Source organism: Faunimonas sp. B44 (genome assembly GCF_052655945.1).
This window is the reverse complement of sequence record NZ_JBQYEX010000001.1, coordinates 1-16604: the sequence shown is the minus strand read 5'-3', so window position 1 is coordinate 16604 and position 16604 is coordinate 1. Positions and strand designations below refer to the sequence as shown.

The window sequence follows — 16604 nt, the reverse complement described above, 5'->3', positions numbered from 1 at the left end:
AACGGTCTTCCGGCGGGATATCAGGGGTCGTGGACCCCCTCTCGCTTTTTTGACCGTCATCTTCTTCGCGACCTCCTCTGCTCTTGCCGGGTTGAGGAACATGGGCTGCGTGGGGCCACGATCCCCACGCAGCCTTTATTGCACGAGTCGGTCTTCGGCACAAGCGCCGTGAGTGGGTCGGCGTTGTGAAATCCACACACCGATCCGACGGAGAATTTGATGGCACCGAAACCGGACAGTGAAAAGTTGCAAATTGAGCGCTTCCGCGATGCCGCCCGCGAGCTGGGCTGCGACGACAACGAGAATCGGTTCATGGACGCGCTGCGCCAGATCTCGAAGGCACCGCCCGTAAAGCAGGAGCCGCGCCCCAAATCGAAGAAGTCAGAGTAGCCGATCCTGACGTTCGGGTCCTTGCTCCCGAGCCGCTCGCTTGAACCCCTCCGAGTGTCCGAATGGCAGGCGGGGCCGCACGCCTTTCAGGATTTGCTCCGCAGTTAGGATTTGCAGCCGGGGCACCTTCATGCCGCCGGTCTCATAGAGGCCGGCTGATGCGGCTTCCTTGTCCATCTCGCGGGTTGGGTTCATCAGTGTGAGGAACAGCCCCAGCGCGGCTTTCTCGCGCTCCATTGTGCCTTTCAGGTCGCGGATGTCGCCGGACTTTATGCCGCCACCCTTTACGGAGATCACAGCGAACTGGGGCTTCTTGTCCGCATCGCGGAAATGAAGGTAGCCGTCTATGCCGCGATCCATACCCTTGCGGCCGCCTTTGTAGGGCTGCGCTCCGATGGTCGCGGTGATCCATTTCTGGAACTCGTGCTTATCACGCTCGGCTAGATCGCGAGCGCCTGGAAGGTCGGTCGGGACTCCTCGCACCTCGTATGAAATGCCGGGGAACGCCTCTTTCAGCCGGCGCTCCACAAGGGCAATTGCGAGGTGCGTTACATCAATCCCAATCCACGGGCGCCCGAGCTTCTGAGCGGCATGGATGGTCGTTCCACAACCGCAGAACGGGTCAAGTACGAGATCACCGGGGGCGGATGAAGCCGAGATGATGCGCTCTAGCAGGGCCACAGGCTTCTGTGTCGGGTATCCTAGGCGCTCCTGCGCCATCGAGTTGATCGGCCAAATATCCGTCCAGACATTCGAGACCGGCATTCCGGAGCGCTCATCAAGAAACCGACGTAGCTGGATGCGACCTCCTGGTTTGCGCGGAAATTCGAGCCTGCCTTGTGCATCAAGCTCCTCCATTCTCTCTCGGCTTACTGCCCAACCGTTCGGGTGTGGCTCATGGCCCTTGTAGGAATACATGAGGTTTGGCCGAGGGTTGGGACTTCTTAGATCCGAAAGTCGGTAAATCCGACCATCGTCAGTCTTGTGACGGTATTTTGATTCTAAATAGCTCTCATCGTATGCACCGAAGAGGCGGCGGAAGGGTGCATCAGCTGTCTTGCCGTAGAACAGAATGATATCAGATACATCAGCAAACCGGTTCTTTGCGTCGTTATGAGCGGTTGTCCGCTTCCAGACGATCTCGTTCCGGAAGTTCCTCGCGTCGAATACGGCGTCCAGCAGCACTTTAAGATAATGGCTCGCGGTCGGATCACAGTGCAGGTACAGCGAGCCCGTCGGCTTTAGGACGCGGTGCAACTCGATTAGCCGCACCGCCATCATGGCGAGGTACGCCATCATGTCGTTCTCGCCGAGCGCCGATCGCATGGCGCGAAGCATGATAGACGCGTCGGAATGGGGGCCGGTCACGACCTCGTCGAAGGCGCGTTCGGCCGACTCGTTCCAGTGCCAGGTGTCCTCAAAGGCTTCGATCTGTGCGGCTGATTGCTCTCCGGACGGCGCTTTGAAGAGGACGTTGTAGGACGCGTTCGAATTGAACGGCGGGTCCAGATAAATCAGGTCAACGCTTTCGTCCGCGATGCTCTCCCGGAGCACCGCGAGGTTGTCCCCATAGAACAGACGATTCGGCACTGCCCGCCTCCGACGATTGGTGGGCGAAGCCTAGCGCGCGATGGCCGCGTTTGCAAACTACACAATCGCCCATTTTAAGCACGTTGGCCCATTCCTTTTGGCCCAACACCAAAAGATGCTGGTCACAACGGCAGCGCTTGGCACAAAAAAGACCAGGGCGGCGTTCAAACAGGCAGTGAATAATACAATCCAGCAGGTAGCCAAACGCGATCGATGGGAGGCCTGCTTCCACGATTCAGCAAAGGACCCATACCTGTGGGTTTCCGATTACTGCGCCTGGGCCATCCAAAGGAAATGGGAGATGGATGACCCGCGCGCTTACAACCTGATCGCGGACAAGGTGCGAACGGAATACGATCTGTGGGCCGTTGGCACCCGACACTTCTACTAAAAAGCGTGACCCGCAATCTCAGCTACCCGTGAGGGGGTGCCCGAGGGCACATTCGCTAAGCAAGGGTCACGCTACGAATATATAGGACTCTAGACAGATTCCGTCAAGAGTCTCAGCTACTTACGTTGCCTGCGCTTGACGATTTCCCCCATACATCAAGCGCTTACCGACGATACCTCGTAACGCAGCCCCAGCCCGCCGCTGGTCGTCAATGCCAAGCGAAGCCCGGTTGCTGAACCGGAAATCGAACTCCGCCAGATAGCGGTGCAGATGGTGCTCGGCACAATGCTGGTACGTGCCGCGCATGCCACGCTTGAAGACCGAGAAATAGCCTTCGATGCGGTTCGTCGTGACGGCGCCGCGGGCGTACTCCTCCCGGCCGTGGTTCACGGCAGCATGGGCCGCGAACAACTCGCCAAGGCCACGATACTGACTGGCCTCGTCGGTGTGGACCTCCGCTTCCGCGCTGATGTTCGCCCGCACGATGGGGATCACGTCGGCGATGCTCGTGCTTTCGACGTGGAAAGTGCGGCACTCGCCCGTGGTGCGATCCACGAGGCCGAGCACCACGTTCTTGTGCGCCCAGCCGCGCTTCTGCTTCGGGACGCCGGCCTTCCGGCCGATGAACGTCTCGTCGACCTCGACGACCGAACCGGGGCCGCCCATCGGGCCGAGCGTGCCAGTCCGCATGGCCTCGCGGATGCGGTGCGCCATGAACCACGCCGTCTTGTAGGTGACCTCCAGAATGCGGTGAAGCTGATGCGAGGACACGCCCTTCTTGGAGGCGGTCATGAGGTACACAGCCTGGAGCCACTTGTGCAGCTCGACATGGCTGGACTCGAAGACCGTGCCGACGCGGACGGTGAACTGCTTCCGGCAATGGCCGCACTTTTTCAGGCCAGGACGGACGCGGCCCTTCTTATCCTTCACGCCCTTCAGGACGTAGATGCGCTCGGCGCCGCCGCAGTGCGGGCACTTGGGACCGTTCGGCCAGACGATGCTTTCGAGGTGGGCGAACGCCGCCTCTTCGTCATGAAAGTATGCTTTGGACAGAACGGACATCGCTAGGTGCTCCCTATGCGATGCAACCTACCCTTTTCCCGTTGGGTTTGTCAAGTGCATAATACCCCATCAGGATGTCTTAACGCTAAGGTAGTCCCGCACTCGCTTGGGGAGGACCGGGATGGTCGCGCGGGTTACGACGGTCGCCTTCCAGGGGATCGAGGCGATTCCCGTCGACGTGCAGGTGCTGATCGCGCCGGGCAAGGCCGGCTTCAACATCGTCGGCCTGCCGGACAAGGCGGTCGCGGAGAGCCGCGAGCGCGTGCATGCCGCGCTCCACGCATCCGGTCTGGCGCTGCCGCCGAAACGCATCACGGTCAACCTCGCGCCGGCCGACCTGCCCAAGGAAGGCAGCCATTACGACCTGCCGATCGCGCTCGGCGTGATGGCGGCGATGGGCGCCGTCTCCGGCGACGCCGTCGCGGGCCAGGTCGTGCTCGGCGAGCTCGCGCTCGACGGGCGCATCACGGCGGTGGCCGGCGTGCTGCCCGCCGCGATCGGCGCCAACGCGCTCGGCCGCGGCCTGATCTGCCCGGGCGCGAGCGGCGCCGAAGCCGCCTGGGCGGGGGAGGGGCTCGACGTCGTCGCCCCCGACAGCTTGATCGCGCTCGCCAACCATTTCCGCGGCACCCAGGTTCTGTCGCGGCCGGCGCCGGCACTGAAGGCCAATCCCGGCGCGCTGCCCGACCTCAAGGACATCAAGGGCCAGGAGAGCGCCAAGCGCGCGCTCGAGATCGCGGCGGCCGGCGGCCACAACATGCTGATGGTCGGCCCGCCCGGCGCCGGCAAGTCGATGCTGGCGAGCCGCCTGCCCTCCATCCTGCCGCCGCTCGCACCGCGCGAGCTCCTCGAGGTCTCGATGATCGCCTCGATCGCCGGCGAGCTCGCCGACGGCCGCCTCTCCGATCGGCGGCCGTTCCGCGCGCCGCATCATTCCGCCTCGATGGCGGCGATGGTCGGCGGCGGCACACGGGCGCGGCCGGGCGAGGTCTCGCTTGCCCATCAGGGCGTCCTCTTCCTCGACGAGCTGCCCGAGTTCCACCCCGCCGTGCTCGATTCGCTGCGCCAGCCGCTCGAGACGGGCGAGACCGTGATCGCCCGCGCCAACCACCGGGTCTCATATCCCTCCCGCATCCAGCTGATCGCCGCCATGAACCCCTGCCGGTGCGGGATGGCGGGCGAGCCCGGCCATGTCTGCCGGCGCGGCCCGCGCTGCGCGTCCGACTACCAGGCCCGCATCTCCGGCCCGTTCCTCGACCGCATCGACATCCGGATCGAGGTCCCCGCCGTCACGGCCGCCGACCTGATCCGTCCCGCGCCGTCGGAAACGAGCGCCGAGGTCGCCGCCCGCGTGGCGCTCGCGCGCGAGGCCCAGCTGGCGCGCTACCGCGCCCTCGGCCAGCCGCAAATCCGCTGCAACGCCCAGGCGGGCGCCGACCTCATCGAGACCGTCGCCGCGCCCGACGCCGGAGGCACCCGCCTCATGCACGAGGCGGCCGAGGCGATGAACCTCTCGGCGCGCGGCTTCCACCGCGTCCTGAAGCTCGCGCGGACGCTCGCCGATCTCGACGGCGCAGAGACGGTGGCGCGCATCCACGTCGCCGAGGCGCTGAGCTACCGCGCCTCGGCCGGCACCCTCGCGCTTGCGGCATGAGGCGCGCCTTGCGGCGGCTCGTCGAATCTAGGCGGGCGGAGTCCGATGTTGTATCAGTCGGGGCGGGAGAACCGGCCTGGCCGGGAGGATTGAGGATGCGGGGGCGTCAGAGGCGGTTTTCGACGCCGTTTTCCCTGCGCATGGCGCCGGGCGGCGTGGACCATGCGTCGATCGAGGCTGGCGTTCGCCCCTTCGGGCGCGCCTGGCGCGCGCCCTGGCGCGCGGCCAAGGATGTCGGCGTCCTCGGCCGGATCGGGACGCTCGAGGCGCGGCTCGCGCGCGCGGCCGCCGAAGTGCGCCGCGCCCAGGCGCTGCGCTACCACGTCTTCTACGAGGAGATGTCGGCGATCGCCGACATGCGCACGCAGCTCCTGCGGCGCGACGTCGATGCCTTCGACCTGATCTGCGACCATCTGCTCGTCATCGACCATACGGCGCCGAAGCGTCCGCTATTCCGCCAGAAGCCTGAGATCGTGGGCACGTACCGCCTGCTCCGGCAGGACGTCGCCGAGGCGAACGGCGGCTTCTATTCGGCGAGCGAGTACAATGTCGCGCCGCTCCTCGAGGCCAGGCCCGACCTCCGTTTCCTGGAGCTCGGCCGCTCCTGCGTGCTGAAGCCCTACCGCAACAAGCGGACGGTGGAGCTGCTCTGGCACGGCGTCTGGTCCTACGTGCTGATGCACGGCGTCGACGTCATGATCGGCTGCGCGAGCCTCGAGGGCACCGATCCGGACCGGCTGGCGCTACCGCTGAGCTTCCTCCACCACACCGCCAAGGCGCCGCCCGAATGGAACGTGCGCGCGCTCGACCATCTCTACGTCGACATGAACCGGATACCGGCCGCCTCCGTCGACGCCAAGGAGGCGCTTCGCACCCTGCCGCCACTCATCAAGGGTTATCTGAGGATTGGCGCCTTCATCGGCGACGGCGCCGTCGTCGACCACCAGTTCGGCACAACCGACGTGATGATCGTGCTCCCGGTCTCCGCCATCAGCGAGCGCTACATCAACCATTACGGCGCCGATGCGGGGCGGTACGCGAGCTGAGCCTCAGCGCGGCCGGCGCAGCCAGACATAGAGCGCGCCGGCGCCGCCGTGCCGCCGCGCCGCCTGCTCGAAGCCGACGATCAGCGTGCGGAGCTCGTGCCGCGCGAGCCAGTGCGGCACCGTCCGCCGGAGGACGCCCCGATCCGCATCCTCGCCGTCGCCCTTGCCCGTGATGACGAGGACGAGGCGCTTGCCGTCCGCCTGCGCCACCTTGAGGAAGCCCGCGAGCCGGTCGAAGGCGGCCGCCTGGGTCAGCCCGTGCAGGTCGAGACGCGCATCGACGGGGGTGCGCCCGCTCGCCAGCCTGCGCCGGGTGCGCGCTTCGAGCGGAGCGAGAATGGGGGCGCTCGGTTTCGGCGGCGGGGTGGCGGGTCCTCTCGGCGCGCGCGCGTCCGGCACGTTGGCCCGCTCCGGGGCCGCTTCGGCGGGCTGAAGGTCGGGGACCTGCTCGGCCTCCCGTGTCCCCTTCCGCGGCTCCGCGCGGAGCGGGCGCACCGAGTGCCGCACCTGCGCCCAGAGCGCCTTCTCTTCGTCCGAAAGGCGCCGGATCATCGGCCCGGGATCCGCCGCGGGACGAGGACCACCATCTCGGCCGGATGCCGGACCCGCGCCGCCCAGTGCCCGGCCGCCGCGCCCGATCCGGCGAAGAGATCGCCGCGCGCCGCCCCCAGGATCGCCGAACCGGTGTCCTGCGCGACCATCAGGCGGCGGAACGGCCTTGCCGGCGCATCCGGGTCGGCGGGCCCCTCCGCCGCCACCCAGACCGGCGTGTGGAAGGTGCGGAGCGCCCGGTCGACGGCAAGGCTCCGCCCGGGCGTCAGCGGCACGCCGGCCGCGCCGACCGGGCCGTCCCCGTCATTGAGGCCGCGTGTCTCGCGGAAGAAGATGTAGGATCGGTTCTCCCGCATCAGCGCCCGCCCGGCGGCGCGGTTCGCCTTCAGCCAGGCCTCCAGCCCGTCCTTGTGCGCCCCGGCGGCCGGAAGCAGCCCGCGCTCGACGGCAAGCCGCCCGACCGAAATGTAGGGGTGCCCCGACTTGCCGTCGAAGCCGATTCGGACCACCTCGCCGTCGGCCATGCGGAGCCGCGCCGAACCCTGGACGTGGATGAAGAAGGCGTCGACCGGATCGGCGAGCCAGGCGAGCTCCAGGCCGCGTCTCGCCAGGCACCCCGCCTCGATCGCGGCCCGGTCGGGGAACGGCTCGACCGCGCCGTCGGGGCGAAGCCGCGCCCATTCCACAGCCGGATCCCATCCCGCCATGCCGGGCCCGACGCGCACGAGCTCGGGCGGGCGGCGGTAGAGCGGCACCGCGAACGCCGCCGTCCGCGTCCGGCTGGCCGCGACCTCCGGCTCGTAATAGGCGGTCACGAATCCCGGCTCGCCAACCGGGACCGCGTCGAAATGCGCTTCGAAGAAGGCGCGCGCCTCGTCCGGCGAAACATCGGCCGGCAGCGCGGCGGTGCGCCGCGCGACCGAGAGGAGCCCGGCCGCGTCCGGCCCGAGGGCGCGCGTCTTCGTGCCCTCCCGCAGCAGGATCTCGGCGGAGCGGCGAAAGGCGGAGAGCGCCGCGTCGTGGGCGTCCTCGCACCAGCCCGGCAGGCTGCGGAAAGGGATCGGGTCGCCGGCAGGGGCGCCGGCGTCAATCGCGGCGGCGCCGGCCCTCTCCGACACCGCGCACCCGCCTCAGACGGGTTCGGTCGCGACGAGCTTCCAGTTCGGATCCCGCGCCGTGACGTCGCGCGCGAAGGTCCAGACGTCCCGGATCGTCTGCACGTCGTTCGGGTCGCCGTCGACCACCTCGCCGGCCTTGTTGCGGGTGACAGAGATCAGGCTGCTCACGAACCGGATCGAGACGCGCGCCGAGCGCCCGTCGGCGAGCTCGGCGCCCGTGATCTTCGCCTCCTCGATGCCCACGAACGTGGTCTCCGTCTTCTCCTGCCGTGCCTCGCGCTCGGCGATCGCCGAGACGAAGCCGTCGAAGACGTCGGGGGCAAGCAGGTTCTTGAGCGTCGCCCGGTCGCCCTCGGCGAAGGCGGTTACGATCATCTCGTAGGCGGCCTTCGCGCCCGTGAGGAAATGGTCCGGATCGAAGTCGGAGACCCGCGCGAGCTCGACGAGCCCGTCGTGAACGGCAGTTCCCTCGGGCGCATGCCTGGCGATCCGGGCGATGTCGGCGCTCTTCACGGCGCCCTGCGGCCGCTCCCGGCTCGGCATGGTCACGACGTTGTCGTTGCGCGAAGGGGCGGGCGTGCGCCTCACCGCCGGGTCGAATGAAGTCGGCTCGTTGCCGGTGCGGCGGCCGAGCACGCTGCCCAGGCGCATGAAGATGACGACTGCGATGACCAGGAAAATGATGGAGTAGATGTCGAAAAATCCGCTCATCGGGCTCGCCGGTCGTCCTCGCAGGGGGCGCCCCTGCGCCCGTTCCCCGGAATGTAAGCACTAAACGCGTCAAGTCCAGCAAGACCCGAGCGCGCCTTTCGAAAGCGCCGCCGGCTTCCCATATGATGCCCCATGCCGTTCCTGTTCCTGCTTCTTGCCGTTCCGTTCGCCGAGATCGCGATGTTCATCTTGGTGGGCAGCGAGATCGGCGTCGCCGCCACGCTGCTGCTGACCCTCGGGACCGCCGTCGCGGGCACGGCGCTCCTGAGGCACCAGGGCCTTTCGACCATCGGGCGCATCCGCGCGGACGTCGATTCCGGCCGCCTGCCGGCGCGCCCGCTCGCCGAGGGCGCCATGATCGCGGCCGCGGGGCTCTTTCTCCTCACCCCGGGCTTCATCACCGACGCGCTCGGCCTCGCGCTCTTCGTGCCGCAGGTCCGCGCCGCGCTCTGGCGCCAGCTCGAGGGCCGCGTCGCCGTGCGCAGCTTCGGCGCGCCGATGGAGCCGCGGCGTCCCGGCAAGGTCGTCGACCTCGACGAAACCGAGTTCGCGGCACGGCCGAACCGGAGCAGCCCCTGGCGGGATTCCATCCCCGACGGACGCGGCGACTGACATCGCACTCTCGGCCGCCGGCGACGGGCGGTTGTCCGCTCAGGGTCGCCGTGCTAGTCCGGCGCATCCTTGCAGGGGTCTGAGATCATGGCGGAAGCGACGGTGAACAACGGCGGGGAGCAGGCTGCCGCGAGCCAGCCCGGAATCCACGTCCTCGGTCAGTATGTGAAGGACCTCTCCTTCGAGAACCCGCGGGCGCCGGGATCGCTCCGCCCGAGCGACAAGGCGCCGGCGCTCGACGTCAACGTGAACGTGAACGCGCGACCGCTCTCGGAGAACGAGTTCGAGATCGAGCTCAAGCTCGACGCCAATGCCAAGCGCGGCGACGAGACGCTGTTCATCGCCGAGGTCACCTATGCGGGCATCTTCCAGGTCCGCAACGTCCCGCAGGAGCACCTCCACCCGGTCGTGCTGATCGAGTGCCCGCGCCTGCTCTTCCCCTTCGCCCGCCAGGTGCTCGCCGACGCGACGCGGCAGGGCGGCTTCCCCCCGCTCCTCATCGATCCGGTCGATTTTGCCGCGCTCTATCGGCAGCGCGTCAGCGAATTGAGCGTGCAGCAGGCCGCCGGCAACCCGGCGAGCTGAGGGGCAGGCTCAGGCGATATCGGCCGTGCGCTCCGGCTCGGCCGGGGCGCGGTAGCGCGCCCATATGGCCTTCGCGCCGAGCGCATCGACATAGGCGGCATGGGCCGCGAAATCCTCCGCGGTGAGCCGCGGCGCGAGCGCGCGCGGGCGCGCCGGAATCGGGTGCAACGCCGCGGCGGCGCCGGCCGCGGCCTCTTCCATCGCGCCGAGCGCGAAGGCCGCCTGCCGCCCGCCGAGGAGCTCGATATAGAGCTCCGCTAGGATCTCGGCGTCGAGCAGCGCCCCGTGCTTGGTCCGGCTGCTGTTGTCGATGCCGAACCGGGCGCAGAGCGCGTCGAGGCTGTTCGACGCGTTCGGGTGGCGCCGCCGCGCGAGCTGCAGCGTGTCCACGAACCGGTGCGGCGCGAACACCGGCTTGCCGCACAGCCCGAGCTCCATGTTGATGAAGCCGCGGTCGAATTCGGCGTTGTGCGCGACCAGCGGGCAATCTCCCACGAAGTCGAGGAAGGCATCAACCAGCGCGTCGAAGCAGGGCTTGTCGGCCAGGAATGCGTCGGTCAGCCCGTGCACCCGCACGGCATCGGGGTCGACCGGGCGCTTCGGGTTCAGATAGGCGTGGAACGTCCGCCCGGTTGGGATCTGGTTCAGGATTTCGACGCAGCCGATCTCGATCAGCCGGTCTCCGCCGAGCGCGTTGAGCCCGGTCGTCTCGGTGTCGAACACGATCTCGCGCATGTGCCCTTTCGACCGCATCGCGCGCCGGCTGGCAAGTGCCGGGCCGACACAGTTCCGGCTTCACACAAGAAAGCGGAGCGCGCGCAGGATCGCGTCGACCTGGCGTTCCGCCGCCGCGAAGCCGCGCCCCGTATCGACGACGAAATGGGCGCGGCGCCGCTTCTCGGCGTCCGGCACCTGGCGCGCGAGCATCGCCTCGAACCGCTCGGCCGACATGCCGGCGCGGCGCAACACGCGGTCGCGCTGGGTGGCGGGGTCGGCGGTCACCACGATGACGGCCGCCATCCGGTCGGCGGCTCCGGTCTCGAACAGCAGCGGGATGTCGAGCACGGCGAGGGCCGCGCCGCGCCGCGCCGCGCTTGCGGCGAATCGGATCTCCGCTTCGCGCACGAGCGGGTGCACGATGGCCTCCAGCCTGCGGAGCGCCTCCGGCTTGCCGACGACCTGAGCGGCAAGGCGCTCGCGGTCGATCCGGCCGTCGACGGCGACGCCCGGGAAGGCCGACTCGACCGACGCGACCGCGTCTCCGGCATAGAGCTCGTGCACGGCCCGGTCGGCGTCGTGGACGGGAACGCCGCGCGCGCGGAACATCGCCGCAGTCGTCGTCTTGCCCATCCCGATCGAGCCGGTGAGGCCGACGATCAGCACGTCACGTCCCCAGATCCGCCAGGACGAGCGCGCGCAACGCGTCGTCGACCTCCGGCCTGACGCCGAACCAGCGCTCGAAGCCGGGCCGGGCCTGGTGAAGGAGCATGCCGAGGCCGTCGACCGTCCTCAGGCCCCGCTCTGCCGCGCCGCGCAGGAACGCAGTCTCCAGCGGAACGTAGACGATGTCGGCCGCCACCGCCGACGACCTGGCGCGCGCCCAGTCGATCGCGAGCGGAACCGCCCCCGCCATTTCCGCGGCCGTCGTGTTGACGATCACGTCCGCCTCGCCGATCAGGTCCGCGACACGGTCGAGCGAGCCCGCGCGGATCGGACCGCCCAGATCCTCGGCCAGCTGGGCGGCGCGGCTTTCGGTCCGGTTGAGCACCCGGACCGGATCGAACCCGGCCTGCGCGAGTCCGTACGCGACGGCGCGCGCGGAGCCGCCCGCGCCGAGGACGAGCGCGGTCCCGCCCGTGCGCCAGCCCGGCGCCCGTTCGTCGAGATTGGCGAGGAAACCGTGGACGTCCGTATTGTCGCCGATGATCCGGCCGTCCTCGAGCCAGAGCGTGTTGACCGCCCCGAGCCGCGCCGCCGTCTCCGTGCGTCCCACTGCGACCTGGAACGCGGTCTCCTTGTGCGGAATGGTGACGTTGCCGCCGACATAGCCGCGCTCTGAAAAGTGCGCGAGGAAGCCGGCCGCCTCGTCCGGATGGACCGGCTCGGCCACGTAGTCGCCGTCGATCCCGTACCGGGCGAGCCAGTGGCGATGGATGAGCGGCGACCGGGAATGGCCGACCGGCCAGCCGGCGACGAACGCCCTTCGCAGGCTCATGTCTCGACGAGGCCCTCGTGCCGCAGGAACTCGAGGAGCGGTAGCAGCGGAAGGCCCAGCACCGCGAAGAAGTCGCCGTCTATCCGGGAGAAGAGCTGGATCCCCCGGCCCTCGATCTGGTACGCGCCGACGCTACCGAGCGCCCGCTCGCCGACGGCCGCCAGGTAGCGGCCGACAAAGACCGGCCCGAACGGCCGCATTGTCAGCTCAGCCGTCTCGCTGTGGCTCCACACGATCTCGCCGTTGCGGGCGCAGGCGGCGGCGGCATGGAGGTGATGGGTGCGGCCGGACAGCCGCAGCAGCTGGCGCCGCGCCGCCTCCATGTCGTGCGGCTTCGAAAAGGCTTCGCCGTCGAGGTCGAGCGTCTGGTCGGCGCCGATCACGAGATCGCCCGGAAAGCGCTCGCTCACCATCTGCGCCTTGGCGAGCGCCAGCGCCATGGCAAGGTCCTCGGGCGGGGCGCCCGCCTGCCTGAGCGGCTCCTCGGCGGCGCGCTCGTCGAGCTCGGCCGGCCGCACGTCGAACATCAGCCCGGCCTCGGAAAGGAGCCGCGCCCGCGTCGGGCTGGATGAGGCGAGGATCAGCAGCATGCCTTGGCCTAGCGCCGCGCGCCGACGAGCGCAAGAACGGCCGCCGCCGTCTCCTCGATCGAACGGCGCGTCACGTCGATCACGGGCCAGCCCTGCCGCGCGCAGAGCTTCCGGCTCCACGCGATCTCGTCCGTTACCGTCGAGCGGTCGACGTAGGAATCCGTCTGCTCCTCCGATTTCAGCGTGAGGACGCGGTGCTGGCGCACCTGCACGATCCGCTCCGGGCTGGCGATGAGCCCGACCACGAGCGGGCGCTTGGCCTGGAGCAGCGAGACGGGCACGGCCGTGCCGAGCACGAGGGGCACGTTCGCCGTCTTCACGCCCCTGTTGGCGAGATAGATCGAGGTCGGCGTCTTCGACGTCCGGCTGATGCCGACGAGGACCACGTCGGCGTCCTCGATGTCGTCCACCAGCTGCCCGTCGTCATGGGCCATCGAGTAATTGAGGGCGTCGATCCGGCGGAAATAGTCCGCGTTGAGCGCATGCTGTGCGCCGACGCGGCCGGCCGAGCGGGTGCCGAGATAGGATTGGAAGATGGTGAGCACAGGCTCGAGGACCGAAACATAGGGCACGCCGAGATTGCGGCAGCCGGTCTCGAGCTGCTCGGTCAGTTCCGGATCGACCAGGGTGTAGAGGACGATCCCGGGCGCCTGCTCGATATCCCGCACGATCCGCTCGACCTGCGCGGAGCTGCGGACCAGGGAATGGATGTGCTCGATCGAATGCGTGTGCTTGTACTGTGCCGCGGCGGCCCGGGCGACGTTGATGAGCGTCTCCCCCGTGGCGTCGGAGACGAGGTGGAGGTGGAAGTAGCGGGGGGTCGCCACGGTTAACATCCTGTTAATGGATACGGACGAATCCGGCCCGTCCGGGTTTCTCGGCTCCGTCCATACCGCTTGCCCGGATTCGATCAACAGCCGCTTCTGCTGTGGGCAACACGAAAGGTGCATGTGAGGCATGTGGGGAACGGCGCGCAATCCCCAGGCTGCGGGGACAGGGAGGACCTGCAGAGGGAGAGCGGACTCCCGGCAGACAAAGCGGCATGTTGCCGATGCGGCTTCGCCTTCATCCGCAATGCGGTCCACAGCCCGGTGGAACGGTGTGGAAACGGGGGCCGATTGTGGAGAGGCGAGAATCCTTCTAATCCACCGCCCAACAAAAGAAGCAAAAGGTAAGTTAATGATTTGTTTAGAAAGGGTGGGAACGGCGTGAAACCGAAGCTGCTCCGCGTCCTCTCGGGGGAGGCGATCGAACCGCCCCCGATCTGGATCATGCGACAGGCCGGCCGCTATCTGCCGGAATACCGCGAAACGCGGAAGCAGGCGGGTTCGTTCCTGGACCTCTGCTACAATCCCGAACTGGCTGCGGAAGTGACGCTGCAGCCGATCCGCCGGTTCGACCTCGACGCGGCGATCCTCTTCTCCGACATCCTCGTCGTTCCCGATGCGCTCGGGCAGAAGGTCCGCTTCGAGGAAGGCGTGGGTCCCCTGCTCGAGCCGCTCGAGGAGACTGGTCTGGAGCGGCTCGACGCGGCGAGGGCCGTGGATGCGCTGAAGCCCGTGCTCGGCACGGTCTCCCGCGTACGGAGCGGCCTCGACGCGTCCAAGGCCCTTATCGGGTTCTGCGGGGCGCCCTGGACGGTCGCGACCTACATGGTGGCCGGTCGCGGCACGCCGGACCAGGGTCCCGCCCGGATGAAGGCGCTCAGGGAGCCCGACTGGTTCGGCCAGCTGATCGACCTGCTCGTCGTCGCCTCGGCCGACTATCTCGTGGCGCAGCTGCGGGCCGGCGCCGACGCGGTCATGGTCTTCGACAGCTGGGCAGGCGTCCTCGACGACGAGGGCTTCGAGCGCTGGGCGATCGATCCGGTCCGGCGGATCGTCGCTGCGGTGAAGGCGCAGGTCCCCGGTGCGCCGGTGATCGCCTTCGCGAAGGGCGCCGGAGCGAGGCTCGGCACCTATGCGGCGCGGACCGGCGCGGACGGCTTCGGGCTCGACTGGACGTTGCCGATCTCCGCCGCGCGGCGGATGGTGCCGGAGCGGGCCGCGCTGCAGGGCAATCTCGATCCGCTCCGCCTGATCGCCGGCGGCAGGGCCCTCGACGAGGGCATCGACCGCGTGCTCGGTGCGGCGGCCGGGCATCCGCACATCTTCAACCTCGGGCACGGCATCACGCCGGAGACGCCGATCGCCCATGTCGAGCAGCTCGTCGCCCGGGTCAGGCAGGCGCGCTGATGCTGTGGGTGAAGGCGGCGCATGTCGTCTCGATCATCGCCTGGATGGCGGCGCTCCTCTATCTGCCGCGCCTCCTGGTCTATCACTGCGACGCGCCGCCCGGCTCTGACCGCTCCGAAACCTTCAAGGTCATGGAGCGGCGCCTCCTGAAGGCGATCGCGATCCCGGCAATGATTTCGAGCTACCTCTTCGGGATCTGGATGGCGGTCCTGCTGCAGCCGTGGTCGGAAGCCTGGTTCTGGGCGAAAATCGCACTTGTCGTGGCGCTCACGGTGTTCCACGAGCAGCTCGCCGCCTGGGTGCGGGCCTTCGCCCACGACGCCAACACCCGCCCCGCCCGGTTCTACCGGATCGCCAACGAGGTGCCGACGCTCATCATGATCGCGATCGTGATCCTCGTCGTCGTGAAGCCGTTCTGAATCGCGACGCTTGTGCGATCGGCATGAGCCCGCTATTTATGTGATGCGGTCGCCAGTTGGTCACGCTTTTGGCGCACCTGCCTCACGGCAGGATCACGAGCATCCCCGCGCCGCGTAAAATCCTGCCCGCCCTTCCCTGCCTTGCCGCCCCCAGTGGGATCATTCCATGCGCGAAATGAAGCTTCAGGACTTGAAGAAGAAGTCCCCGACCGAACTCCTGTCGTTTGCCGAGGAGGTCGAGGTCGAGAACGCCAGCACCATGCGCAAGCAGGAGCTGATGTTCGCCATCCTGAAGCGGCTCGCGGAGCGCGAGGTCGACATCATCGGCGAGGGCGTCGTCGAGGTGCTGCAGGACGGGTTCGGCTTCCTGCGCTCGCCTGACGCCAACTACCTGCCGGGGCCGGACGACATCTACGTCTCGCCCTCCCAGATCCGCCGCTTCTCGCTGCGCACGGGCGACACGGTCGAGGGCGAGATCCGCAGCCCCAAGGAAGGCGAGCGCTATTTCGCGCTGCTCAAGGTCAACACGATCAATTTCGAGGATCCGGACAAGGCGCGGCACAAGGTCCATTTCGACAACCTGACGCCGCTCTACCCGGACGAGCGGTTCCAGATGGAACTGCACGACCCGACCATCAAGGACCACTCGGCGCGCGTCATCGACCTCATCGCACCGCTCGGCAAGGGCCAGCGCGCGCTGATCGTCGCGCCGCCCAGGACCGGCAAGACTGTCCTCCTCCAGAACATCGCGCGCTCGATCACCACCAACCACCCGGATTGCTACCTGATCGTGCTGCTCATCGACGAGCGGCCCGAGGAGGTGACGGACATGCAGCGCACGGTGCGCGGCGAGGTGATCTCCTCGACCTTCGACGAGCCGGCGGTGCGCCACGTCCAGGTTGCCGAGATGGTCATCGAGAAGGCGAAGCGGCTCGTCGAGCACGGCCGCGACGTGGTCATCCTGCTCGATTCGATCACCCGCCTCGGCCGCGCCTACAACACGGTCGTCCCGTCCTCCGGCAAGGTGCTGACCGGCGGCGTCGACGCCAACGCGCTGCAGCGGCCGAAGCGCTTCTTCGGCGCCGCGCGCAACATCGAGTTCGGCGGCTCGCTGACGATCATCGCCACCGCGCTGATCGACACCGGCAGCCGCATGGACGAGGTGATCTTCGAGGAGTTCAAGGGCACCGGCAATTCGGAGATCGTGCTCGACCGCAAGGTCGCCGACAAGCGCGTGTTCCCGTCCATGGACATCCTGAAGTCCGGCACCCGCAAGGAAGAGCTCCTGGTGCCGCGCGCCGAGCTGCAGAAGGTCTTCGTCCTGCGCCGCATCCTGTCCTCGATGGGCGTCGTGGACGCCATCGAGTTCCTGCTCGACAAGCTGAAGCAGACGAAATCGAACTCCGACTTCTTCGACTCCATGAACGTCTAGGTC

The 16604-nt window shown here is 68.1% G+C and carries 19 protein-coding genes; 9 read left to right on the top strand and 10 right to left on the bottom strand.

The window, feature by feature from the left end:
* Positions 1-219 precede the first annotated feature (219 nt).
* Complete coding sequence (locus ACUN0C_RS00095; RefSeq protein WP_445464279.1) at positions 220-390, top strand: hypothetical protein; 171 nt, start codon at positions 220-222, stop codon at positions 388-390.
* Here the strand turns inward: ACUN0C_RS00095 and ACUN0C_RS00090 are convergent.
* Positions 382-1980: a site-specific DNA-methyltransferase gene (locus tag ACUN0C_RS00090; RefSeq protein ID WP_445464278.1), complete on the bottom strand. Its 1599-nt coding sequence runs from the start codon at positions 1978-1980 to the stop codon at positions 382-384. The two genes, ACUN0C_RS00095 and ACUN0C_RS00090, sit on opposite strands and share 9 nt — an antisense overlap.
* Positions 1981-2095: 115 nt before the next feature.
* On the opposite strand from ACUN0C_RS00090, the gene ACUN0C_RS00085 reads away from it, so the two are divergent.
* Entirely contained in the window at positions 2096-2371 is a 276-nt protein-coding gene (locus ACUN0C_RS00085; RefSeq protein ID WP_445464277.1) for a hypothetical protein, read from the top strand.
* Positions 2372-2491: 120 nt separating this feature from the next.
* Here ACUN0C_RS00085 and ACUN0C_RS00080 read toward each other — a convergent pair whose 3' ends face one another.
* Positions 2492-3433 (bottom strand): IS1595 family transposase, encoded by a 942-nt coding sequence (locus ACUN0C_RS00080; protein ID WP_445464276.1) that lies wholly within the window; start codon positions 3431-3433, stop codon positions 2492-2494.
* 121 nt (positions 3434-3554) lie between these two features.
* Between ACUN0C_RS00080 and ACUN0C_RS00075 the strand changes: the two genes are divergently transcribed.
* Both ACUN0C_RS00075 and ACUN0C_RS00070 read left to right on the top strand, forming a co-directional pair.
* Positions 3555-5087, top strand: coding sequence for a YifB family Mg chelatase-like AAA ATPase (locus ACUN0C_RS00075; protein WP_445464275.1), 1533 nt, complete (start codon positions 3555-3557; stop codon positions 5085-5087).
* Between the two features lie 95 nt (positions 5088-5182).
* Entirely contained in the window at positions 5183-6133 is a 951-nt protein-coding gene (locus ACUN0C_RS00070; RefSeq protein WP_445464274.1) for a GNAT family N-acetyltransferase, read from the top strand.
* A gap of 3 nt (positions 6134-6136) precedes the next feature.
* On the opposite strand, the gene ACUN0C_RS00065 is transcribed toward ACUN0C_RS00070, so the two are convergent.
* The 3 genes from ACUN0C_RS00065 to ACUN0C_RS00055 are packed head-to-tail and all read right to left on the bottom strand — an operon-like array spanning position 6137 to position 8514.
* A complete protein-coding gene (locus tag ACUN0C_RS00065; protein ID WP_445464273.1) occupies positions 6137-6685 on the bottom strand; it encodes a Smr/MutS family protein in 549 nt (182 codons plus the stop codon).
* The gene (gene mltA / locus ACUN0C_RS00060) at positions 6682-7803 is read right to left on the bottom strand and encodes a murein transglycosylase A (protein WP_445464272.1); all 1122 of its coding nucleotides are present in this window, start codon (positions 7801-7803) and stop codon (positions 6682-6684) included. Before mltA ends, ACUN0C_RS00065 begins: the two co-directional genes overlap by 4 nt.
* Before the next feature lie 12 nt (positions 7804-7815).
* Positions 7816-8514 carry a Tim44/TimA family putative adaptor protein gene (locus ACUN0C_RS00055; protein ID WP_445464271.1) on the bottom strand — a complete coding sequence of 233 codons (699 nt, stop codon included), beginning with the start codon at positions 8512-8514 and terminating at the stop codon, positions 7816-7818.
* Positions 8515-8646: 132 nt separating this feature from the next.
* On the opposite strand from ACUN0C_RS00055, the gene ACUN0C_RS00050 reads away from it, so the two are divergent.
* Positions 8647-9126 (top strand): FxsA family protein, encoded by a 480-nt coding sequence (locus tag ACUN0C_RS00050; protein ID WP_445464270.1) that lies wholly within the window; start codon positions 8647-8649, stop codon positions 9124-9126.
* Positions 9127-9213: 87 nt separating this feature from the next.
* Positions 9214-9711, top strand: a complete 498-nt coding sequence (secB, locus tag ACUN0C_RS00045; RefSeq protein ID WP_445464269.1) for a protein-export chaperone SecB — start codon at positions 9214-9216, stop codon at positions 9709-9711.
* A gap of 9 nt (positions 9712-9720) precedes the next feature.
* On the opposite strand, the gene dnaQ is transcribed toward secB, so the two are convergent.
* Genes dnaQ through ACUN0C_RS00020 form a run of 5 tightly spaced genes read right to left on the bottom strand, consistent with a single transcriptional unit; the run spans position 9721 to position 13352 of the window.
* A complete protein-coding gene (gene dnaQ, locus ACUN0C_RS00040) occupies positions 9721-10446 on the bottom strand; it encodes a DNA polymerase III subunit epsilon (RefSeq protein WP_445464268.1) in 726 nt (241 codons plus the stop codon).
* 60 nt (positions 10447-10506) lie between these two features.
* Positions 10507-11094 carry a dephospho-CoA kinase gene (gene coaE, locus ACUN0C_RS00035; RefSeq protein ID WP_445464267.1) on the bottom strand — a complete coding sequence of 196 codons (588 nt, stop codon included), beginning with the start codon at positions 11092-11094 and terminating at the stop codon, positions 10507-10509.
* 1 nt (position 11095) lies between these two features.
* On the bottom strand, positions 11096-11926 hold the full coding sequence (locus ACUN0C_RS00030) for a shikimate dehydrogenase (RefSeq protein ID WP_445464266.1): 831 nt from the start codon (positions 11924-11926) through the stop codon (positions 11096-11098).
* On the bottom strand, positions 11923-12516 hold the full coding sequence (locus ACUN0C_RS00025) for a Maf family protein (RefSeq protein ID WP_445464265.1): 594 nt from the start codon (positions 12514-12516) through the stop codon (positions 11923-11925). Before ACUN0C_RS00025 ends, ACUN0C_RS00030 begins: the two co-directional genes overlap by 4 nt.
* Positions 12517-12524: 8 nt before the next feature.
* On the bottom strand, positions 12525-13352 hold the full coding sequence (locus ACUN0C_RS00020; RefSeq protein WP_445464264.1) for a pyruvate, water dikinase regulatory protein: 828 nt from the start codon (positions 13350-13352) through the stop codon (positions 12525-12527).
* A gap of 372 nt (positions 13353-13724) precedes the next feature.
* Between ACUN0C_RS00020 and hemE the strand changes: the two genes are divergently transcribed.
* From hemE to rho, 3 genes are all read left to right on the top strand, one after another.
* Positions 13725-14750, top strand: a complete 1026-nt coding sequence (gene hemE, locus ACUN0C_RS00015; protein WP_445464263.1) for a uroporphyrinogen decarboxylase — start codon at positions 13725-13727, stop codon at positions 14748-14750.
* Positions 14750-15169, top strand: coding sequence for a protoporphyrinogen oxidase HemJ (hemJ, locus tag ACUN0C_RS00010; protein ID WP_445464262.1), 420 nt, complete (start codon positions 14750-14752; stop codon positions 15167-15169). Before hemE ends, hemJ begins: the two co-directional genes overlap by 1 nt.
* A gap of 166 nt (positions 15170-15335) precedes the next feature.
* A complete protein-coding gene (rho, locus tag ACUN0C_RS00005) occupies positions 15336-16601 on the top strand; it encodes a transcription termination factor Rho (RefSeq protein WP_445464261.1) in 1266 nt (421 codons plus the stop codon).
* Positions 16602-16604: the final 3 nt, after the last annotated feature.